The organism is Cellvibrio sp., from assembly GCF_039207905.1.
Classification (GTDB): domain Bacteria; phylum Pseudomonadota; class Gammaproteobacteria; order Pseudomonadales; family Cellvibrionaceae; genus Cellvibrio.
In genome coordinates, this window is the sequence record NZ_JBCECX010000022.1 from 53,128 (window position 1) to 73,590 (window position 20,463).

21 protein-coding genes are annotated in these 20,463 nt (G+C 55.1%); 20 read left to right on the forward strand and 1 reads right to left on the reverse strand.

All coding sequences use genetic code 11. The annotated features are described in order from the left end of the window. Positions 1-55 precede the first annotated feature (55 nt). The 20 genes from AAGC78_RS14245 to AAGC78_RS14340 all read left to right on the forward strand — a co-directional run bounded on the left by AAGC78_RS14245 (position 56) and on the right by AAGC78_RS14340 (position 19,727). Positions 56-1,819, forward strand: coding sequence for an AMP-binding protein (locus tag AAGC78_RS14245; protein ID WP_435784760.1), 1,764 nt, complete (start codon positions 56-58; stop codon positions 1,817-1,819). After that, positions 1,816-2,571: a glycosyltransferase family 2 protein gene (locus tag AAGC78_RS14250; protein ID WP_435784761.1), complete on the forward strand. Its 756-nt coding sequence runs from the start codon at positions 1,816-1,818 to the stop codon at positions 2,569-2,571. The genes AAGC78_RS14245 and AAGC78_RS14250 overlap by 4 nt, the downstream gene beginning before the upstream one ends. Continuing rightward, positions 2,568-3,593 carry a hypothetical protein gene (locus tag AAGC78_RS14255; protein ID WP_435784762.1) on the forward strand — a complete coding sequence of 342 codons (1,026 nt, stop codon included), beginning with the start codon at positions 2,568-2,570 and terminating at the stop codon, positions 3,591-3,593. The genes AAGC78_RS14250 and AAGC78_RS14255 overlap by 4 nt, the downstream gene beginning before the upstream one ends. After that, a complete protein-coding gene (locus AAGC78_RS14260) occupies positions 3,590-5,131 on the forward strand; it encodes an HAL/PAL/TAL family ammonia-lyase (protein ID WP_435784763.1) in 1,542 nt (513 codons plus the stop codon). The genes AAGC78_RS14255 and AAGC78_RS14260 overlap by 4 nt, the downstream gene beginning before the upstream one ends. 15 nt (positions 5,132-5,146) lie before the next feature. Beyond that, the gene (locus AAGC78_RS14265) at positions 5,147-5,578 is read left to right on the forward strand and encodes an acyl-CoA thioesterase (protein WP_435784764.1); all 432 of its coding nucleotides are present in this window, start codon (positions 5,147-5,149) and stop codon (positions 5,576-5,578) included. After that, the gene (locus AAGC78_RS14270) at positions 5,575-6,201 is read left to right on the forward strand and encodes a LolA family protein (RefSeq protein ID WP_435784765.1); all 627 of its coding nucleotides are present in this window, start codon (positions 5,575-5,577) and stop codon (positions 6,199-6,201) included. Before AAGC78_RS14265 ends, AAGC78_RS14270 begins: the two co-directional genes overlap by 4 nt. Further along, positions 6,201-8,531, forward strand: coding sequence for an MMPL family transporter (locus AAGC78_RS14275; protein WP_435784766.1), 2,331 nt, complete (start codon positions 6,201-6,203; stop codon positions 8,529-8,531). The genes AAGC78_RS14270 and AAGC78_RS14275 overlap by 1 nt, the downstream gene beginning before the upstream one ends. Before the next feature lie 54 nt (positions 8,532-8,585). Continuing rightward, the gene (locus AAGC78_RS14280) at positions 8,586-9,842 is read left to right on the forward strand and encodes an NAD(P)/FAD-dependent oxidoreductase (RefSeq protein WP_435784767.1); all 1,257 of its coding nucleotides are present in this window, start codon (positions 8,586-8,588) and stop codon (positions 9,840-9,842) included. Next, positions 9,830-10,435, forward strand: coding sequence for a DUF3261 domain-containing protein (locus tag AAGC78_RS14285; protein WP_435784768.1), 606 nt, complete (start codon positions 9,830-9,832; stop codon positions 10,433-10,435). Before AAGC78_RS14280 ends, AAGC78_RS14285 begins: the two co-directional genes overlap by 13 nt. Then, a complete protein-coding gene (locus tag AAGC78_RS14290) occupies positions 10,432-11,598 on the forward strand; it encodes a beta-ketoacyl-ACP synthase (RefSeq protein ID WP_435784769.1) in 1,167 nt (388 codons plus the stop codon). Before AAGC78_RS14285 ends, AAGC78_RS14290 begins: the two co-directional genes overlap by 4 nt. Beyond that, positions 11,591-12,064, forward strand: a complete 474-nt coding sequence (locus tag AAGC78_RS14295; protein WP_435784770.1) for an ApeP family dehydratase — start codon at positions 11,591-11,593, stop codon at positions 12,062-12,064. Before AAGC78_RS14290 ends, AAGC78_RS14295 begins: the two co-directional genes overlap by 8 nt. 11 nt (positions 12,065-12,075) lie before the next feature. Further along, complete coding sequence (fabG, locus tag AAGC78_RS14300) at positions 12,076-12,816, forward strand: 3-oxoacyl-ACP reductase FabG (protein WP_435784771.1); 741 nt, start codon at positions 12,076-12,078, stop codon at positions 12,814-12,816. Next, on the forward strand, positions 12,816-14,039 hold the full coding sequence (locus AAGC78_RS14305) for a beta-ketoacyl-ACP synthase (RefSeq protein WP_435784772.1): 1,224 nt from the start codon (positions 12,816-12,818) through the stop codon (positions 14,037-14,039). Before fabG ends, AAGC78_RS14305 begins: the two co-directional genes overlap by 1 nt. Before the next feature lie 69 nt (positions 14,040-14,108). Next, positions 14,109-14,852 (forward strand): hypothetical protein, encoded by a 744-nt coding sequence (locus AAGC78_RS14310; RefSeq protein WP_435784773.1) that lies wholly within the window; start codon positions 14,109-14,111, stop codon positions 14,850-14,852. A gap of 174 nt (positions 14,853-15,026) precedes the next feature. Next, a complete protein-coding gene (metX, locus tag AAGC78_RS14315) occupies positions 15,027-16,169 on the forward strand; it encodes a homoserine O-succinyltransferase MetX (protein WP_435784774.1) in 1,143 nt (380 codons plus the stop codon). Further along, the gene (gene metW, locus AAGC78_RS14320) at positions 16,169-16,756 is read left to right on the forward strand and encodes a methionine biosynthesis protein MetW (protein ID WP_435784775.1); all 588 of its coding nucleotides are present in this window, start codon (positions 16,169-16,171) and stop codon (positions 16,754-16,756) included. The genes metX and metW overlap by 1 nt, the downstream gene beginning before the upstream one ends. Before the next feature lie 58 nt (positions 16,757-16,814). Further along, positions 16,815-17,273 carry a DUF4426 domain-containing protein gene (locus AAGC78_RS14325; RefSeq protein WP_435784776.1) on the forward strand — a complete coding sequence of 153 codons (459 nt, stop codon included), beginning with the start codon at positions 16,815-16,817 and terminating at the stop codon, positions 17,271-17,273. A gap of 81 nt (positions 17,274-17,354) precedes the next feature. Next, positions 17,355-17,957: an XTP/dITP diphosphatase gene (locus tag AAGC78_RS14330; protein WP_435784777.1), complete on the forward strand. Its 603-nt coding sequence runs from the start codon at positions 17,355-17,357 to the stop codon at positions 17,955-17,957. 1 nt (position 17,958) lies between these two features. Continuing rightward, the gene (hemW, locus tag AAGC78_RS14335; protein WP_435784778.1) at positions 17,959-19,173 is read left to right on the forward strand and encodes a radical SAM family heme chaperone HemW; all 1,215 of its coding nucleotides are present in this window, start codon (positions 17,959-17,961) and stop codon (positions 19,171-19,173) included. A 137-nt stretch (positions 19,174-19,310) separates the two neighbouring features. After that, entirely contained in the window at positions 19,311-19,727 is a 417-nt protein-coding gene (locus AAGC78_RS14340) for a Dabb family protein (protein WP_435784779.1), read from the forward strand. Between the two features lie 92 nt (positions 19,728-19,819). On the opposite strand, the gene AAGC78_RS14345 is transcribed toward AAGC78_RS14340, so the two are convergent. Then, positions 19,820-20,463: exodeoxyribonuclease III (locus AAGC78_RS14345; protein ID WP_435784780.1), on the reverse strand; the 644-nt coding region annotated here is incomplete at its 5' end.

The following is a 20,463-nucleotide window of genomic DNA, read 5'->3' on the forward strand; positions in this document are numbered from 1 at the left end:
GTGCTGCTGTTGCAAGATCGCCGCAATATTTAACAAGATTGGCTTACTTTATTAGATGATCACTCCACTTCGCCACCTTTTTGCTGCGCCTGCCGATGCTTATGCGGGCAGCCGCATTGTCGCCCTGGATGGTGCTGAAGTGCGTACCTGGGCGCAGCTGTGTATGCGAATTGCCGCTTGGGAACAGGCATTGGCTGAGGTCGATGGCGACTTAATAGCGCTTTACCAGCGCGACAGTTTTGAATTTATGGCCGCCTTGGCCGCGCTCTGGCGCTTGGGTAAAAAGGCGCTGGTGCCGGCTAACAACTTGCCGGCAAGTTGCACGCAATTGGCCGCAATAACGCCGCATTTTGCCGGTGATTTTCCGCATGATCAGGTGATTAGCGCACCGACTTCTGCAGAGTGCTCGCTAGCATCTATTGCTGTGCCTGATATCCACGCGCCCGCATTGATTCTGTTTACCTCCGGCTCCACCGGCAATCCCGAACCTGTTGCCAAGAGCTTTGCGCAGCTGGAGTCTGAACTCAGCGCGCTTGAAACCCAGTGGGGCAGTCAACTCGGTGATGCCACCATCACCAGCAGCGTCTCTCATCACCATATTTATGGCCTGCTATTCCGCTTGTTTTGGCCGCTCTGCAGTGGGCGGCCGCTGGTTGCGCGCGAACGCGACTATTGGGAGGAATTGGCCGAAGATGCACGCCAATTCCAGCGCATAGCGATCATCAGTAGCCCGGCGCATTTAAGCCGCATCCCGCCGCTCGATTGGCCTGAACAGACGCAGATCGCCGCGATTTTTTCCTCTGGCGCGCCGCTCGCAATCGATGCCGCCTTGGCGGCCAAAGCCCGTTTCGGCCATGCGGTGACCGAGGTTTACGGTAGTACCGAAACCGGCGGCATCGGCTGGCGCGAGCAAGACCAAGGCAGCGTCTGGACTTGCTTGCCCGATGTGCAGATCGCGCTGATCACTAGCGACGACGCCAACAACGAAAACCAACTATTGCAGGTGCGCAGCAAACATCTCGCGGACGACAATTGGTACACGAGCGCCGACCGCGCCAGTTTGGATGCAGATGGCCGTTTCAGTCTTTGCGGCCGCGCCGACCGTATCGCCAAAGTGGGCGGCAAGCGCATTTCATTGAGTGCGATTGAGCGCATCCTTGAGCAACAACAGGGTGTCGCGCAGGCGCGGGTGATTATGCTGCCGGAGCGCGGTGATCGACTGGGTGCGGTGGTGGTATTGGACAATGACGGCAACAAACGCCTCGTCGACCAAGGCAAAAACGGCATCAACCAACAGTTTAAAAATGCCTTGGAAAACACCGTGGATCGCGTGGCTATTCCGCGTTACTGGCGCTACCTCGGCGAGCTGCCGCGCAACCGGCAGGGCAAAACGACGCAGGCTGATCTGGCGCAATTATTCAGCACCGATGAACTGCCGCGCTTGCCGGAATTGGTCGCAAGTGAGCAGCAGGGCGATGCGCTCTTGCTGAGCCTGTTTATCCCCGCCAATCTCTATTATTTCGATGGCCATTTTCCCGGTCGTCCGGTATTGCCCGGTGTCGTCCAGACCCATTGGGCGGTACATTACGGGCGCGAGCACTGGGGCGACTTGGGTCAATTTACCGCGCTGGAAGCGGTGAAGTTCCAGCAAGTGGTGACGGCCAACCAGACATTGTTGTTGCGCCTCGAATACCAGCCCGATAAAGGCAAGCTTTACTTTACCTTCACAAGTAAGGGTACCTTCACCAGTGGTAGCGCGGCCGAGTCCATCGCCCATGCCAGCGGCCGGGTGGTATTTGAAAAGGGGCAGGCGCGATGACCCAATTTATCCCCTGCGCTCTGGTGCCGGTCTACAACCACCAACAGGTGTTGGCGCAGACGGTGGTGAATATCCGCCAGTTCGGCTTGCCCATTATTTTGGTCGATGATGGCAGTAACGAGCTGTGCAAAAGCGTGATGCGCGAACTGGCGGCGGCTGATCCGGCCAATGTCCATTTGATCGAACGGCCCATTAATGGTGGCAAAGGCGCAGCGCTTAAAACCGGCCTGCAATCGGCGGCGGAATTAGGCTTTAGTCATGCGTTGCAGATCGATGCCGACGGCCAGCACAACAGCGCCGATATCCCGCGCTTCCTGCAATTGGCCGAAGCTACACCCGGCACTTTGATCGCCGGTATGCCGGAGTACGATGCGAGTGTGCCTAAAGGGCGTTTGTATGGTCGCTATCTCACCCACGTGTGGGTGTGGATTAACACCTTATCGCTGGGAATTACCGATTCCATGTGCGGCTTCCGCGTCTATCCGGTGGCGCGCAGCAATGCGTTGATTGCCGCTGAGCCTATGGGCGACCGCATGGATTTCGATACTGAATTTATGGTGCGCTGGCACTGGCGCCACTGGGCAATCAAGCAAATCTCCACGCGCGTGATTTACCCGGAGCAGGGTGTTTCGCACTTCCGCGTCTGGCGCGATAACAAGTTGATTTCCTGGATGCACACCCGCCTGTTCTTCGGCATGCTCTGGCGTTTGCCGCGCATCCTGATTAACAAGTTCCGCGCGGAGGTTGCGTGAGCCAGCCGCCCGAACCAAACAAGCCAGTAGAAGACAAGCCTGCGCATTGGTCGCAAGTGTCCGAAGCGGGCGCGCTGACCGGCATGCGCTTTCTGTTTGCCTGTTTCAAACTGGGTGGGCGGCCGCTGTTCAAGCTGATGTTGGCGCCGGTGATCTTTTACTTTTTCCTGTTCCGCAAACAGGCGCGCGCGGCATCGCTGGATTATTTGCGCCGTATTAAACGCGCGGGCGCAGTGGCGCAAAACAGTTCGCTGTGGTGGCTGAGCGCAAAGCATTTCTGGAGTTTCGGTAACGCGCTGGTCGATAAATTGGCGGTGTGGATGGGGCAGATTCCGCGCGAGCAAGTGCAGATCCACGGCGACGACATCATCTTCCAGCTGCGCGCTAAAAAGCAGGGCTGCGTGTTGGTGATTTCCCACTTGGGCAATTTTGAAATCTGTCGCTGCCTTTCGGCGCGCCATCCGGGTATGCGTTTGACAGTGCTGATGCATACCAAACACGCGCAAAAATTTAACAAGCTGATGCAGGAAAAAGCGAGCGCGAGCCAGCTGGATATCCTGCAGGTGACCGAGATCACTCCCGCGACGGCGATGCTGCTGAGTGAGCGCATCGAGCAGGGCGAGTTTGTGGCGATTGCGGGCGACCGGGTGCCGATCAGTAATCCGGAAAACTCCCTGCTGGTGGATTTCCTCGGCGATAAAGCGCCGCTGCCGCTCGGGCCTTTTACCCTCGCGAGTATTTTGCGCGCACCCATGATCGGGCTGTTTTGCATGCGCGAAGGCGCGGGTTTCGGTATTTATTTCAAGCAATTGAGCGGCGACCAAGCGGTACCACGCCGCCAGCGGCAACAGCATTTACAGCAATTGGCGCAGGCCTACGCTACCCAGTTGGAATACCATTGCCGCCGCCAACCGCTGCAGTGGTTTAACTTTTTTGATTTTTGGCATTTGCCCCAGCTGCCCGCGCAGCCTGAGGCTGTGCCGCAACAAGACTCTGTATTACAGGATAAGGGAACCCCATGAGCCAGTCCGCTACACCCCTGCTATTAGATGAGCAGCGTTTGTCGATTGAAGATGTCCTCGCCATCGCCCATCAGCGCCGCAGCTGCGAGCTGAGCGCTGCGCCGGATTTTGTCCAGCGCATCGAGCAGGGCGCGCGTTTCCTCGACCGCTTATTGCAGGAAGACGGCGTGATCTACGGCGTGACCACCGGCTATGGCGATTCCTGTACCACCCATATCCCGCGCGATCTGGTCGAGCAGCTGCCGCAGCATTTGTACACCTTCCATGGCTGTGGTCTGGGTGCCGAGTTGTCGCCGACTGCCGGTCGCGCAGTGCTCGCTGTGCGACTGACATCGCTCACGCGCGGCTACTCGGGCGTGAGCTACACCCTGCTGCAACAGCTCACCCGCTTGCTGCAACAAGACATAGTGCCGATTATTCCGGAAGAGGGTTCGGTCGGCGCCAGCGGCGATCTGACTCCGTTGTCCTATGTGGCGGCGGTGCTCTGCGGCGAGCGCGAGGTGTACTACAAAGGTGAGCGTCGCAAGACCGCTGAGGTATTTGCCGAGCTGGATATCAAACCGCTCAAGCTGCGCCCGAAAGAGGGCCTGGCGCTGATGAACGGCACGGCGGTGATGACCGCGCTCGCCTGCCTTGCTTACGAGCGCACTGCCTATCTCGCCCAGTTGGCGACCCGTATTACTGCGCTTAACACCATCGCCACCCAAGGCAATGCCCATCACTTTGATGAGCTGCTGTTTGCGGTCAAACCCCATCCTGGTCAGCAGCAAGTTGCCGCCTGGCTGCGTGAAGACCTCCATGCCGGTGAGCCGCCGCGCAATCCCAACCGCCTGCAAGACCGTTACTCGCTGCGCTGTGCTCCGCACGTGATTGGTGTGACCACCGACAGTCTGCCTTGGTGGCGCCAATTTATTGAGAACGAACTCAACAGCGCCAACGACAACCCGATCATCGACGGCGCGGGCGAACACGTATTGCACGGCGGCCATTTCTACGGCGGCCATATCGCGTTTGTCATGGATACCATGAAAAATGCGGTGGCCAATATCGCCGATTTGCTCGATCGCCAGCTGGCGCAGTTGGTGGATACCAAGTTCAACCACGGCTTGCCTGCCAACCTGTCGGGCGCACCCGAAGGCCGCCGCGCGATCAACCACGGTTTTAAAGCGGTGCAGATCGGCGTATCTGCCTGGACTGCGGAAGCGCTTAAATTGACTATGCCGGCGAGCGTGTTTTCGCGCTCCACCGAATGCCACAACCAGGACAAAGTGAGCATGGGCACCATTGCTGCGCGCGATTGCCTGCGCGTGCTGCAGCTGACCGAGCAGGTAGCGGCAGCGGTATTGCTCGCGGCTTGCCAGGGCTTGGAGCTGCGCCAACAGGCGGGCACTAGTGAACATTCAATCGAAGGCGGAATCAAAACCACCTTTGAAGAAATCCGCGCCCAGCATCCGTTTTTGGCTGAGGATCGCGCCCTTGAAGGCGAGCTGCGCCAGCTGATTGCACGCATCCAGCAACAGGGTTTAAGCCTTTACTAAGGCTGGGGTATTGTTATGGCTTCATCTAAAAAACTGCCGGAAAACTGGAGCGCCAGCGTCGAGATAGACGTGCCCTTCCACGATGTGGACATGATGGAAATCGCCTGGCACGGTCACTACGTACGCTATTTTGAAATCGCCCGTTGCAAGCTGTTTGACCAGCTGGACTACAACTACCGCCAGATGCGTGACTCCGGCTACGCCTGGCCGGTGATCGACCTGCATGTGCGCTATGTGCAGCCGCTGCATTTCCAGCAAAAAGTGACCGTGACTGCCTGGATCGCCGAGTGGGAAAACCGCCTGCGCGTGCAGTATCTGATCACCGACACCGAGGGCAAACGCCTGACCAAAGGTCACACAGATCAAGTTGCTATCAATATGAAAACCAACGAGTTAATGCTGGCAACACCGGCGATCCTGCTGGAAAAGTTAGGGATTACGGCATGAAAAGCAAAATGATGATGGGTGTCGCGTTTGCCTTGTCGCTGTTTGCGGGTGTGGTCCATAGCGAAAGCTCACCCAAGGAAAATGCCGATACGCTGCTCGCGCAATTAGCGCAGCGCAGCCAGCAGATCCAATCGCTGGAAGGGACTTTTGCGCAGCAGAAAACCATCGCCGTATTGCCCGTACCGCTCAGCTCCAATGGCCGCTTCTCCTTTGAACAAGGGAAAGAAGTTGTCTGGGAAACCTTGATGCCGGTGCAGTCCCGCCTCACTCTGACTCCCGGCGGCATCAGCTTTGCGGATGCAAAAGGGGAGCAGAAGACGCCTGCACAGGCACAGCAAGCGGGTGCGGAAATCGTCGCCAAAATTTTTATGGGGGTGATCGCCGGCGAGCTGGACAGCTTGCAGGATTACTTCACCCTCGCGGCTACCGGCACAGCGACTGACTGGCAGATCCGCCTGGTGCCGCGCTCGGCTAATCTGTCTGCCTATATCGCCAGTATCGAGCTGCGCGGCGGCGAATATACCGAGCATCTGGATATCGCCGAAGCTAATGGCGACAAGACCTATATCGTCTTCACCACCAATAAAGTGGTGCGCAAACCAGCGGTGCAGGCGAAACCTTAATGACTCAGGCTGCAACCATCGTTCAGGAGCATAAACAGCTCAACCGGATCTATGCCCTGGTCTGGTTGCTGGTGTTGTGTGCCTGCGCGGTGTTTTGCGCGCGCGAAGTGACTACCGCCAAACCCTTCCACAGCAACCTGTTGGAACTGCTACCGCGCGATGAGCGCAATCCGGCGCTGCATGACCTGAGTGTGCTGCTGGCGAGCCGTTTCCAGGACAAATTATTGGTGTTGGTCAGAAGCGATGACCGTCCCCAAGGGCTGGCGCAAGCGCAGGATCTGCAGGCGCGGCTGCTGGCATCGGCACGCCTCGCACCCGAGCAACCGGGCGCAGGCTTGCAGCAGGAATTACTGGTGCTTTATCGTCCCTTCAGCCAGCAATTGCTGGATACACAAACCCGCCAATGGCTGCAAAATCAGAGCCCGGCAGAACTGGCGGAACAGACTTATCGCGAGTTGTTTAATCCGGTTGCCGCACCGCGTCCCTTCGGTTTTGCGGAAGATCCTTTCAATCTCGGCGGCCGCTGGCTGACCGGCCTCGCTTCCGGCTTCAAGATGCAGGAGTATCAGGGCTTTCCTCTGGTAGAAGTGGAGCGCGAAGGCAGTGCACAAAGCTGGTTGCTGGTGACTGCCAAACTCAAAGACAGTCCCTTCGATGTCGATGTGCAGCAGGATGTGACCGGCGCAGTACAGGCTTTCCGTCAAGCATGGCCGGAAGCGCAATTGCTCACCTCCGGCATGATCTTCCACGCGGCGGCGGGCACCGAGCAGGCGACCAATGAGATCAACACCGTCGGCTTGGGTTCGACTATCGGGATTATCGCCTTGGTGCTGCTGGTGTTCCGTCGCATTACGCCGCTGGTAGCGGTGATGCTGACCATGACCAGTGCCTACATACTGGCGCTGACGGTGAGCCTGCTGGTGTTCGGGCGCATCCATATTATTACCCTCGCATTCGGCAGCACCTTGCTCGGTGTGGCAGGCGATTATGTGCTGCACTTTTTGGTCGGCAGTCAGCGCGAGGGCAGTGGCCTCGCGGCGCGCCATCATTTGCGCTACGCCATGGCGATAGGCGCCATCACCGGCATGGGCGCCTATTTGCTGCAATTTGCAACACCCTTTCCCGGTTTGCAGCAGATGGCCATTTTCTGTTCGGCGGGGATTTTTGGTGCCTGGATGACGGTGCTCGCGCTGGCGCCTTACTACAAGGTGACACCCGCAACCCAACATATGCCGCTGATCGCCGCTGGAAAATTTTTCCAAGTCGGCCAATGGTTTTACCGACCGCTCTGGCGCAATCGCCTGTGGGTGGGAATTGCGCTGGTGGGCATTCTGGTGATGGCAGTGCTGGGCATAGTGCGCGGCGGCGTTAACGATGCGGTGATCAATCTCAATACTTCGCCCAAGGCGCTGTTGCAGTCCGAGCAGCAGGTGCAACAGATTTTGCAGCAGGCATCGGTGAGCCAATTTTTCTATATCGAAGCGGATTCCGCCGAGCAATTGCTGGTGCGCACCCAGCAGCTCAATGAGCGGCTAACTGAACTCAAGCAGGATGGTCTGCGCTGGCAGAGCATCGCGCAGTATTTGCCGTCCGCCGCGCAGCAGTCTGCAGATCGCCAACTGGTCGCAGACAAACTCTACGGCGAGCAGGATGCTCTGACATTGCTGTGCGAGAAGCTCGGCACCCAGTGCCAAGCGCCATTAATGAGTGAGCAGTCGCTTACTCCCACCGCCTTGGATGCCAGCACCTTTGCCGAACTATTGCCCCCTATGCAGCCGCAAGGCAGCGGTTGGCGCACGCTGGTGACGGTGAGCGGTGAAGTTTATGGCGCTGAATTGGCTGCGGTTGCCAAGCAAGTCGAAGGTGTGGCGCTGGTAAACCAAACCGAGGATTTATCCCAGCTGCTCGGGCGCTATCGCACCAGCGTGAGTGAACTGCTGGCGCTGACGTTGGTGCTGCTCGCGGTAGGTCTGGCGCTGCGTTATCGCCACCATAGCTGGCGCATGTTGTTACCGCTGATGTTGGCGATGACGGTCGCGCTGGGTTGCGCGGCGGTAGATGGCATCACCCTGTTCCATGTGATGGCGCTGCTGCTAGTGATTGGCATTGGATTAGATACTGCGGTGTTTTACACCGAGGGCGGGTTTACGCCGGAATCCTGGCTTGCTTCAAGTCTGGCCTGCGGCACATCAATCCTCGCATTCGGTTTGCTATCATTGAGCGCTGTACCTGTTTTGCATCAATTCGGCCTGATTATTTTAGTGGGAATATTGGGCTGTTGGCTGCTTACGCCACTGTTTTTCCGTCCGGCGCCCGCGCCGGAGTTGTAACCCTTGTTTAATGCAAGATTCACTGAAGACACAATCATTTAAAGGGAATCCCTGATGAGTATCCAGATCCACACGGCTGACGTTGCAGTTGTTGGCGCCGGTCCTTCCGGTGCTATTGTTAGTGCCTTGCTCAATCGCCAGGGGCACAAGGTTGTTGTTATCGAACGCCAGCATTTTCCGCGCTTTTCCATCGGCGAAAGCCTGCTGCCCCAGTGCATGGAATTTATTGCCGAAGCGGGCATGCTTGATGCGGTAAACAACGCCGGTTTCCAATTCAAAAACGGCGCCGCTTTTACCCATAACGGCAACTACAGCTTTTTCGATTTTACCGACAAGTTTTCTCCCGGCCCCGGCACTACTTTTCAGGTACAGCGCGCGGCCTTTGATCATCTGCTTGCCTCGGAAGCAGAAAAGCAGGGTGTGGAAATCCGCTACGGCCACGCCCTGACCTCGCTCGCCTTCAATGACAATGGCGCCGAGCTGCAAGTGCAGCCGGACAACGGCGATGCCTACCAACTCAACGCCCGTTTTGTGCTCGATGCCTCGGGTTTTGGCCGTGTATTGCCGCGCTTGCTGGATCTGGAATTGCCCTCAAACTTTCCATTGCGCTCCGCCGTGTTCACCCATATTCAGGACAATATCGACAGCGCTGTCCACCCCAGCCTGCCAGAGCACGACCGCAACAAGATCCTGATCACTGTGCATCCCAAACACGAGGATGTCTGGTTCTGGTTGATTCCTTTCGCCGGCGGCCGCTGTTCGCTCGGTGTGGTGGGCGAGAGCCACTACTTTGAGGGCAAGGATGACCTGAAAGCCTGCCTGCAAACCTTTGTAAATGAGACTACCGATCTCGGCCCGCTGTTGCGCAATGCCGTATTCGATACGCCAGTGCAAAAACTCGGCGGTTACGCCTGCAATGTGAAATCCCTGTGGGGTAAAAATTTCGCCCTGCTCGGCAACGCCGGCGAGTTCCTCGACCCGGTATTCTCCTCGGGCGTGACTATCGCGATGAAATCCGCGAGCCTGTCCGCGCCTTTGGTAGATCGTCAGCTCAAAGGCGAAACTGTCGATTGGGAAAACGAGTACGCCATCCCGCTCAAGCGCGGTGTAGATACTTTCCGCCATTACGTGAGTGGCTGGTACGACGGCCGTTTCCAGGATGTGGTGTTCTTCCGCCAAGACAAGGCCTCGCCCAAAATCAGCGGCATGATCAGCTCGATCCTCGCCGGTTACGCCTGGGACACCAACAACCCCTTTGTCGCCGAACCCGGTCGCCGCCTGAATACGCTGGTGGAACTTTGTCGCGACTAATCGTTTCCGGTGCAATTGCCCTGCTGGTGCTGATCACTAGCGGTTGTGTGAGCCGTCAGGTGCAAACCCTGGCGGACTTGCCGCTGCCCGCGACTCCGGCGAGCAACTGCTGCTGGCAGGCGCTGCAGCAGTTGCATATCAACTACCAACAGCAGAATTACCAGCTCACCGGCGCGCTGGCGCAAACGCGCGCGGGCATTACCTTGGTGTTGCTCGACCCACTTGGCCGCCGCTTGTTATCGGTACAAAAGCAGGGCGATGCACTGCAAACCTGGCGCTCGCCCGAGTTGCCGGAAGGTTTGCCCGAGCGCTTCCTGCTCGCCAGTAGCATGCTGGTCTGGTGGCCGCTGGCCGATTGGCAAACAGCGCTGCGAGCGACGCCCGATTGGCAGGTCACTAGTACGGCAAAGACGCGGGTACTGAGTCATCGCGGTCGCCCGATTATCGGCGCCAGCTATGGCCCGGCGCCGGTTTCGGTAGTAGAAGGTATGACGCAAAAATCGGTCGGGCAGGCCGAGGTGGTTGTGCTGCAGCATCAGCTCCAACCTATGACCATTACCATTGCGACCGAGCGCTTGGAGCCTGTGCAATGACACCCATTTACTTACATCACGCATCGGCCATTTGCGCGTTGGGTAATGATATCCAGAGTATTAATGCGCGCTTGTTTAGCGATGAGCCTTCGCCATTAGTGAAGACCGACGCTTACAGCGCCGGTCGCCCGCTGCCGCTGGGTCTGGTCGCCGATTTGCCACCTAAGGCCGATACCCGCAATAACTCGCTGCTGCACGCGGCGCTTGCGCCTATTCGTGGCGAGATCGACGCGCTTAAACAGCGCTTTGGCGCCCATCGCATTGGTGTTGTTTTGGGCAGTAGCACCTCCGGTATTGCTGAAGGCGAAGCTGCCGTTGCCCATCATCTGCACCACGGCGAACTGCCTGCGGCCTACCACTACAGCCAGCAGGAAATAGCCGCGCCGTCCACTTACCTCGCCACTGAATTACAGCTGCAAGGTCCGGCTTGGACTATCTCCACCGCTTGTACTTCCGGCGCCAAGGCAATTGCCAGCGGCGCGCGCTTGTTGCAGTTGGGTGTGTGCGATGCAGTGATTGTCGGCGGCGCCGATAGCTTGTGTAAGCTGACGGTGGAGGGGTTTATGTCGCTCGCTGCCGTGAGCGATGAGCTATGTAATCCCTTCAGCCTGAACCGCAAAGGCATCAATATCGGTGAGGCGGCGGCCTTGATAATCCTCAGCCGCGAACCCGGTTTGGTGCGCTTGGGCGGTGTGGGCGAAACTTCTGATGCGCATCATATATCCGCTCCTGAACCCGAAGGTCGCGGCGCAGAAGCGGCGATGCGCGCGGCGCTGGCGCAAGCCGGATTGGCGCCGACAGACATCGGCTACATCAACCTGCACGGCACTGCTACTGAGCAAAACGACCGCATGGAAAGCCTTGCGGTCGCGCGGGTTTTTAGCGATAACCCCACTATCGCCTGCAGCTCGACCAAATCGCTCACCGGCCATACCCTCGGTGCAGCGGGCGCACTGGAGGCAGTGTTTTGTTATCTCAGCCTGGTGCGCGATGATGGCCAAGTCCCGCCGCAACTGGGCGATGGGGTAAATGATCCGCAACTGGCTGCACTTGCCGGTTTGGGCGAGCGCCAGTTAAACCAGCCATTGAATTACGCGATGAGCAATTCCTTCGCCTTTGGCGGCAACAATATTTCCCTGATTTTGGAGCGCAGCCATGACTGAGGCGAGCCAATTTCCGTGCTATTCGTTTGAATCAGTCGTGCCGCACACCGGCACTATGGTGCTGCTCGACCAGATCGAGCACTGGGATGACGTCGAGCTGCAAGCCTCGGTGACTATTCGTGCCGACGCACCTTTTGTCGATACCAATGGTATGCCGGCTTGGGTGGGAATTGAGCTGATGGCGCAGACCATCGCCGCTTTTGGTGGCTGCCGCGCGCGCCGCGCCGGACAACCGGTGAAGATCGGTTTTCTAGTCGGCAGCCGTCGCTACACAGTCAGCCACGCGTATTTTCCAACTGGTGCGCAATTGCAGGTGAATGTGAAAGAAATCGTCACCGGCGATCAGGGTTTGAGCGTGTTCGAATGTACTTTGCAGGGGCCGGGCGACATCAACGCCAGTGCCAATATCAACGTTTTTCAGCCAGAAGATCCGGAGCAGTTCCTGCAATCCGGGCAAGTGGGTTAAGGGGCAAAACCATGACAAATAATAATTCCAATCTCAGCATTCTGGTGACCGGCTCCAGCCGCGGCATTGGCAAGGCAATCGCACTGTCATTGGCCGATGACGGTTATGAAATAGTGCTGCACTGCCGCTCCCAGCGCGAGCAAGCCGATGCAGTTGCCAATGAGATAGCCCAAGCAGGCGGCCGTGCGCGCGTCCTGCAGTTCGATGTATCTGATCGCGCCCAGACCAAAGCGGTTTTGGAAGCTGATGTCGAAGCCAACGGCGCTTATTACGGTGTGGTATGCAACGCCGGTATCGCGCGTGACAACGCCTTCCCCGCTATGACTGGCGAGGAATGGGATTCGGTGATCCACACCAATCTCGACAGTTTCTACAATGTGCTCAACCCGCTTATTATGCCGATGGTGCGCCGTCGCCAAGCTGGCCGTATTGTCACGCTCGCGTCTGTGTCGGGTTTGATCGGCAATCGCGGGCAGGCTAACTATGCCGCCGCCAAAGCCGGTATCATTGCCGCCAGCAAGTCGCTCGCCATCGAATTGGCCAAGCGCGATATCACCGTCAACTGCGTCGCCCCCGGTTTGATTGAGACCGAGATGGTCGACGATGTGCCGCTCGAAGAAGCGCTCAAAATGATCCCGGCGCGCCGGGTCGGCAAGCCGGAAGAAGTGGCGGCACTGGTGAAATTTTTAATGACTCCCGCGGCGGCCTATATCACCCGCCAGGTGATTTCGGTCAATGGAGGCCTGTGTTAATGAAGCGCGTTGTAGTCACTGGCATGGCCGGTATTTCCCCTATCGGTTCCAGCTGGGAGCAGGTCAAAGCCAATTTGCTCGAAGGCAAAACCGGCATTCGCCACATGGCCGAGTGGGACAGGTTCCGCGAATTCAATACCCGCCTCGGTGCGCCAGTAACCGATTTTGAAAAACCCGCCCACTTTAACCGTCGCCTGACTCGCAGCATGGGTCGCGTTGCACTTATGGCTACCGCCGTAACTGAACAGGCACTGGCTGATGCCGGATTGCTGGGCGATGAAAGTATCCAGGACGGGCGCATGGGGGTGAGTTATGGCTCGTCCACCGGCAGTCCCGATGCGATCAAGGATTTCGGCTATATGTTGCTGGAGGGCGATGCTGCCGGTATCAACGCCAACTCCTATCTGAAGATGATGAGCCACACCGCAGCAGTCAATATTGGCGTGTTCTTCCAGTTAAAAGGCCGCGTCATCCCGACGTCCAGTGCCTGTACCTCGGGCAGCCAGGGCATAGGTTACGCCTACGAGGCCATTAAGTACGGTAAACAAAAGCTGATGGTTGCGGGCGGCGCGGAAGAGCTGTGCCCGAGCGAAGCAGCTGTGTTCGACACCCTGTTTGCGACCAGTACCCGCAACGATGCCCCCCATACCTCGCCGCGCCCGTTTGATCGCGACCGCGATGGTTTGGTGATTGGCGAGGGTGCAGGCACATTGATCCTAGAAGAACTGGAGCATGCGCAAGCGCGCGGTGCGCGTATCTATGCTGAGCTGATCGGTTTTGGCACTAATTCCGACGGCACCCACGTCACGCAACCGCAATCCGAAACCATGCGCATTGCCATGCAAATGGCACTTGATGATGCTGGACTTACGCCGGACGCCATCGGCTATATCAGCGCTCACGGCACCGCGACCGATCGCGGCGATATCGCCGAAAGTCACGCGACCCACTCGCTGTTTGGCAGCAATACCCCGATCAGTGCATTCAAGAGCTTTACCGGCCATACTCTCGGTGCCTGCGGCGCCTTGGAGGCTTGGACCAGTATCAAGATGATGCACGACAACTGGTTTCACGGCACCGCCAACTTGCAGGATATCGACCCCAACTGCGCACCGCTCGATTACCTCACCGGCACCGGACGCGAGATTAAAACCGACATCATCATGAGCAACAACTTTGCCTTTGGTGGGATCAACACTTCGCTGATTTTCAAACGCTGGTAACCGCCAGCTTTGTGTTAAGTGCCGGCCGCGTTCATGGCCGGTGTATTGTTATGAAAAGGAGATAGACCTATGTTGTTAAGAGCATTGTTAATGGTTGCCGCACTGGTAGTAAGCAGTTTCGCGCAAGCACAACCGTCGACCCCGGAAGAGTTTGTCAAAGTATTCCAATCCGGCAGCCAGCTGGAACAGGAAAGAGCGGCTAAAGAGTTGGAGTGGGCTGGTTTGTCGTCACCACAATTATTTGATCTGGTCGAAGCCAATGCACTCAAGTCGCTGCCGAACGCGACCGATAAAGTGACCATCAACTACGTCGCCCATTTGACCAAAGCCTTGGGTTACTCAGGGAACGAAAAATACCGCGCGACCATTGAGAAAATCATCGCCGAAGCGCCGCACAAAAAATTGAGAAAACACGCCGAGCAAGCGCTGCCAAATCTGGCGGTTTACGCGAAGTTGAACCCGCTGATCGCGCCAAAAGCTTGGCCGGCTGCGACTCATCCAACGCTCAACCAGCGTTTTGCCAATATGCTGAAAAGCGACAACAGTGAGCTGATCCTGCTCGCGTCCAAGCGCATTCACTACAGTCAGGATTACCAACCGGAATTGCTGGTGTTGCTGAACAGCACGGCCGAGAAAAACTATCAGCAAACACTGGATCGCGAGCGTCTGGATGCGATTGCCTGGACAGTGCGTGCGTTGGCGGGCAGCCGCAACCTGGACTACAAACCAACGGTTGAAAAGGTCGCCGCCGAAGCCACTGATAAGAAGCTGCGCAAGTACGCCACCAAATATCTTGGCTACTACGGCAAGTAATTAATATTGATACGGAAAAGCCAGGCAGCGATGCCTGGCTTTTTTATTGGTGCGTGAACAATTCTCGCGTCGCCCTAAATACCAGACTAACCTTGCAGCTACAGGCCGCTCTCTTTAGACTTGCGCCATTTAAAATCACGCCAGCTGCAGTGCCACAAAACTTAAGAGATAGCCATGCCAAACCAGATACCTGCCGATTCGGTGGGTCTTGTCACTCCCCAAACCCATCACTTCACCGCGCCGCTGTTGCTGGCCTGCGGCAGGACGCTTGATGAGTACGAACTGGTCTACGAAACCTATGGCCAGTTGAATGCAGCCAAATCCAATGCTGTGTTGATTTGCCACGCGCTGTCCGGCCATCACCATGCGGCCGGCTACCACAGCATGGACGACAAACGCCCCGGCTGGTGGGACGCCTATATCGGCCCCGGCAAACCTATAGATACCAACAAATTTTTCGTCGTGGCACTCAATAACCTCGGCGGCTGCCACGGCTCGACCGGACCGCGCTCAATCAATCCGGCAACTGGCAAAGCCTGGGGCGCCGATTTCCCGATGATCCGCGTGCGCGACTGGGTTGCAAGTCAGGCGCGTTTGGCTGATGTATTGGGTATTGATGTTTGGGCCGCGATTATCGGTGGCAGCCTTGGCGGCATGCAGGTGATGCGCTGGGCGCTCGATTATCCGCAGCGTATTCGCCACGCGGTAGTGATTGCATCGGCGATGAAATTGTCTGCGCAAAATATTGCGTTCAATGAAGCCGCGCGCAAAGCGATTATCAGCGATCCGAATTTTTTCGATGGCGATTACATTGAGCACAACACCCTGCCAAAAAATGGCTTGGCGGTTGCGCGCATGATCGGCCACATCACTTATCTCTCCGATTTTGCGATGGGCGAAAAATTCGGCCGCGATTTGCGCAGCGGCAGTTTTGAACTCGGCAGCGATGAGCCGGTTGAATTCCAGATCGAAAGTTACCTGCGCTACCAGGGTGATAGTTTCGCGAATACCTTTGATGCGAACTCTTATATTCGCATCACCAAAGCGCTCGATTATTTTGATCTCGCACGCGAATACGGCGACGATCCGGTAACTGCATTTAAACAAACTAATGCAAAATTTTTGGTGGTTTCGTTCAGTACCGATTGGCGGTTTGCGCCCGAGCGCTCGCACGAAATCGTCAACGCACTGGTTGGCGCCAATCGCCCGGTCACCTACGCGGAAATAGAATCCAAACACGGCCACGATGCTTTTTTATTACCCGATGAACGCTACGAGCAAGTTTTCGGTCGCTATCTTGCCGGAGTGAAAATCTGATGCGTATAGATCTCAATGAAATCCAACACTGGATTAAGCAAGACAGCCGCATTCTCGATTTGGGTTGTGGCGATGGCACACTGCTGAAATTTTTGATCGATACCAAACAAGTACAAGGTTACGGTTTGGAAATTGATGCAGAGCAAATCAATACCTGCATCGACAAAGGTTTAAACGTAATCGAACAAAACCTCGATCGCGGTCTGGGTAATTTTGCCGATAAAAGTTTTGATACGGTATTGATGACGCAAGCGCTACAAACCTTGCATTTTCCGCATCTGGTGCTGGATGAAATGTTGCGCGTCGGTAAAGAATGCATAGTCACCTTTCCCAATTTTGGCCATTGGAAAGCGCGCTTTTATCTGGCCACGCGCGGCCGTATGCCTGTATCCGATTTGTTACCTTACGAATGGTACGACACGCCGAACATTCACTTCTGTACCTTCAAAGATTTTGAAGTGCTGTGCCGTGAGCGCAATATCAAAGTAATCCACCGGCAAGTAGTCAACGAACAATCCGGCCAAACCTTAAAAGATTTTATGCCCAACCTGTTTGGCGAGACGGCGATTTATCATTTAAGTAAATAGTGTGTAAGTAAATAGCCTGCTGCTGAATTCACTTCAGCCATTGATTATCGGAGTTGATATGAAAAAATTACTACAGGCAGTTTTGTTGAGTCTTGTTGCCGTAACGGTGCAAGCACAAATCGATCAACCAAAAGAAATCAGCACTACGCAACAATTTGGTGAGTACACTGTGCATTACAACGTATTCAACAGCACTAATATCCCTGCAAAAGTGGCGGAGGCTTATAAGCTGGTGCGCGGTAAAGATCGCGCGTTGGTTAATATCAGCCTGACCAAAAATGAAAATGGCAATACCACACTGGGCTTGCCTGCGGTTATTAGTGGCAGCACAAAAAACCTGATGCAGCAGACGCAAGGCTTGACGTTTATGGAGGTAAGTGAAGGTGATGCAACTTATTATTTAGCACCTTTCGTTTTTAATAACGAAGAAGTCTTGCACTTTACAGTTCAGGTGAAAGCTGATGCCAATAGTAAACCTATGACGATTAATTTTAATCGCACGCTTTACACTGAATAAAACAACGCTTGAGTTTGCACGCAAAGGCGCCAAGAGGCGCCTTTTCTTTCACTGCATTGTTAATATGAATTGGGTTTTATCATGAAAAAAATTGTCCTTGCCAGCGGTAACGCAGGAAAGTTGCGCGAGTTCCAGCAATTGTTGAGCGGCTGTGGTTTTGAGGTGGTGCCGCAATCGGATTTTTTTAGCGAGAATGCAGAAGAAACCGGTTTAACCTTTGTGGAAAACGCTATCATCAAAGCGCGCTATGCCTGCGCAAAAACCGGCTTGCCTGCCATCGCTGATGACTCTGGCATTGAAGTTGATTCTCTCAATGGCCGTCCTGGAATTTATTCTGCGCGCTACGCAGGCGAAGGTGCAAAAGATGCAGATAACAATAAAAAATTACTGCAAGAATTAGCTGGTATTCCGGAATCACAACGCACTGCCCGCTACCATGCAGTGTTGGCGTTTATGCGTCATGCAGAAGATCCAACTCCGATTTTATGCCACGGCGTGTGGGAGGGTGTGATTCTCAGTGAGCCGCGTGGTGAAGGCGGTTTTGGTTACGATCCATTATTTTTTGTGCCCAGCCACAATTGTGCGTCGGCTGAATTGGATAAAGCGGAGAAAAATCGCATCAGTCATCGCGGTAAAGCTATGCAGGAATTGTTGCAAAAAATTTCAGTGTTAGCGGACAAATAAAATGTCGCTGCATCTGCCACCTCTAGCGCTACAATTACCACCGCTATCGCTCTATGTCCACGTGCCTTGGTGCATTCGCAAATGCCCTTATTGCGATTTTAATTCCCATCAGGCAAATGATGATATTCCAGAGGCGGATTACGTCGCTGCATTGCGCTTTGATTTGCAACAAGACCAACTTCTCGCACAGGGACGCAAGCTCACCAGCATTTTTTTTGGCGGTGGTACACCGAGCATGTTGTCGGCGCAAGCGATTGGGCAGATATTAAAAGATGCAGAACGCATTGTTGGTTTTGAGTCGGATATCGAAATTACTCTTGAAGCAAATCCGGGCACCTTTGAGCAGGAAAAATTTTCCGGCTTCCGCGCAGCGGGTGTTAACCGTTTATCTATCGGTATCCAAAGTTTTAATGATCATCAATTAAAATTGCTTGGTCGTGTGCACGGACGCGCTGAAGCTTTGCGCGCGGTTGGCGTTGCACGCGCAGCGGGCTTCGATAATATCAATCTGGATTTAATGCACGGCTTGCCCGAGCAATCGGTCGCTGATGCCAAAGCCGATTTGCAGCAGGCGATTGACCTGGCACCGGAACATCTCTCCTGGTATCAATTGACGATTGAACAAAACACCGCATTTTATTCTGCACCGCCAGTGTTGCCAGAGGAAGAAATCCTCGCGGATATTCAGGACGATGGCATTGAACTATTAGCGTCCGCCGGTTACGAGCAATATGAAATATCGGCTTACGCGCGCGATGAAAAACGCGCGCGCCACAATCTCAATTATTGGCAGTTTGGCGATTATTTGGGAACCGGTGCAGGCGCGCATGGCAAGGTTACTTTGCCTGCAGAAAATAAAATTCTGCGCCTGTGGAAAACCCGTTTGCCGAAACATTATTTGGATGCGGCAAGTTCGCAAAAAATTTCTACCAATCTGGGTGGGCATCAAAATGTATTTGGCGGCGGTAGCGATTTATTGTTACCCGATGCACTGCCGTTGGAATTTATGATGAATGCCCTGCGTTTGCATGCCGGTGTGCCGGTCAATTATTTCACCGAGCGCACGGGGCTTTCTTGGCAAGCGGTAGATGAAATATGGCAGTCATTAACACGGCAGAATCTGGTGGAAATTGAACAGAGCTTTGCCCGCCCCACAGCCTTGGGGCGTCGCTTCCTCAATCGCGTCTTGCAGGAGTTTATGCAAGATCCCGAATAGTTATTTGCTGGAATGCAAATAATTCGCGAGTGTTTTGTAAGGGTTGGGTAATCTTGCGTAAAAATGATTGCGCGCGTCAGGAATCGCGGCGATTGTTTGCTTCCTGACGAAAAAATACCTGTGAAAAAGGAGCGAAGATGACTACTACACGCCGTGAATTCCTTACCGCCAGTGCCGTTGCCGGCGCCGCGCTTGCATCCGCCGGCGCATTGGCGGCACCTACTACAGCGAGCAACGCCATGCCTAAATTACTGCACCATGTTTTTTTCTGGCTCAAGAATCCGGATTCGGCAGCCGACCGCGCTAAATTGATCGCGGGTGTTAGATCCCTCGCGGCGATTGAAACTGTGCGCAGCATCCATGTGGGCGTTCCTGCATCGACGGAAAAACGCGATGTGGTGGATAACTCTTACCACGTGTCAGAGCTGCTGGGTTTTGATGATGTCGCGGGGCAGGACGCCTATCAAGTGCATCCGCTGCATAAAAAGTTTGTCGATGAGCACCAACACCTTTGGAGCAAAGTCGTAGTTTATGATGCGCTGAAAGTGGATTAATCGCAGAGTTCTTTATTCGCGCTAATAAAAAAACCCGCTCCGGATTACCGCAGCGGGTTTTTTAATGATTCCAAACCTACAAGATCCAGGTTTTACAGCTCTATGTCGTAATCAATAATGACCGGCATATGGCTGGAGAACTGCTGGGTTTTGTAGATGGCTGCATATTCGACTTTGGGGCCGAGGCTATTGGAGACAACCTGAAAATCAGTCCGCCAGCCGTCGCCGTCATCTTTAAGGCCATTTGGCCACCAGCTGTATTCGTCGCCGTCTTTATTCACTTTGCGGAATGCATCCACGTAGCCGATTTGGTTAAACAATTGGCTCAACCATTGACGCTCATGAGGCAAGAAACCAGAATTATGCTGATTGGCGGTGCTGTTGCTCACATCTTTAGGTGTGTGGGCCATCTGCCAATTGCCACAGAAAATATACTCGCGGCGCTTGCGGGTAATTTTGTCCAGATGGGCCTGGAAATCATCAAAGAATTTGATTTTGACTTCTTGCGATTCCATCTCGGAGCTTGCGCTGGGCGCGAGGAGCGAGCCAATGCTTAATTGCTCGAAATCCACTTGCAGATAACGGCCTTCCATATCTACGCCCGAAGCAAAACCCAAGCCGTAGATAAGCGCTTTTGGTTGCAGGCGGGTGTAAATGGCAACCCCGTTATAGTGTTTGGTGCCTGAATCGAAAAAATAGGCGTGATAGCCCTTGAGTTCGAACTCGGGTTTTTCCA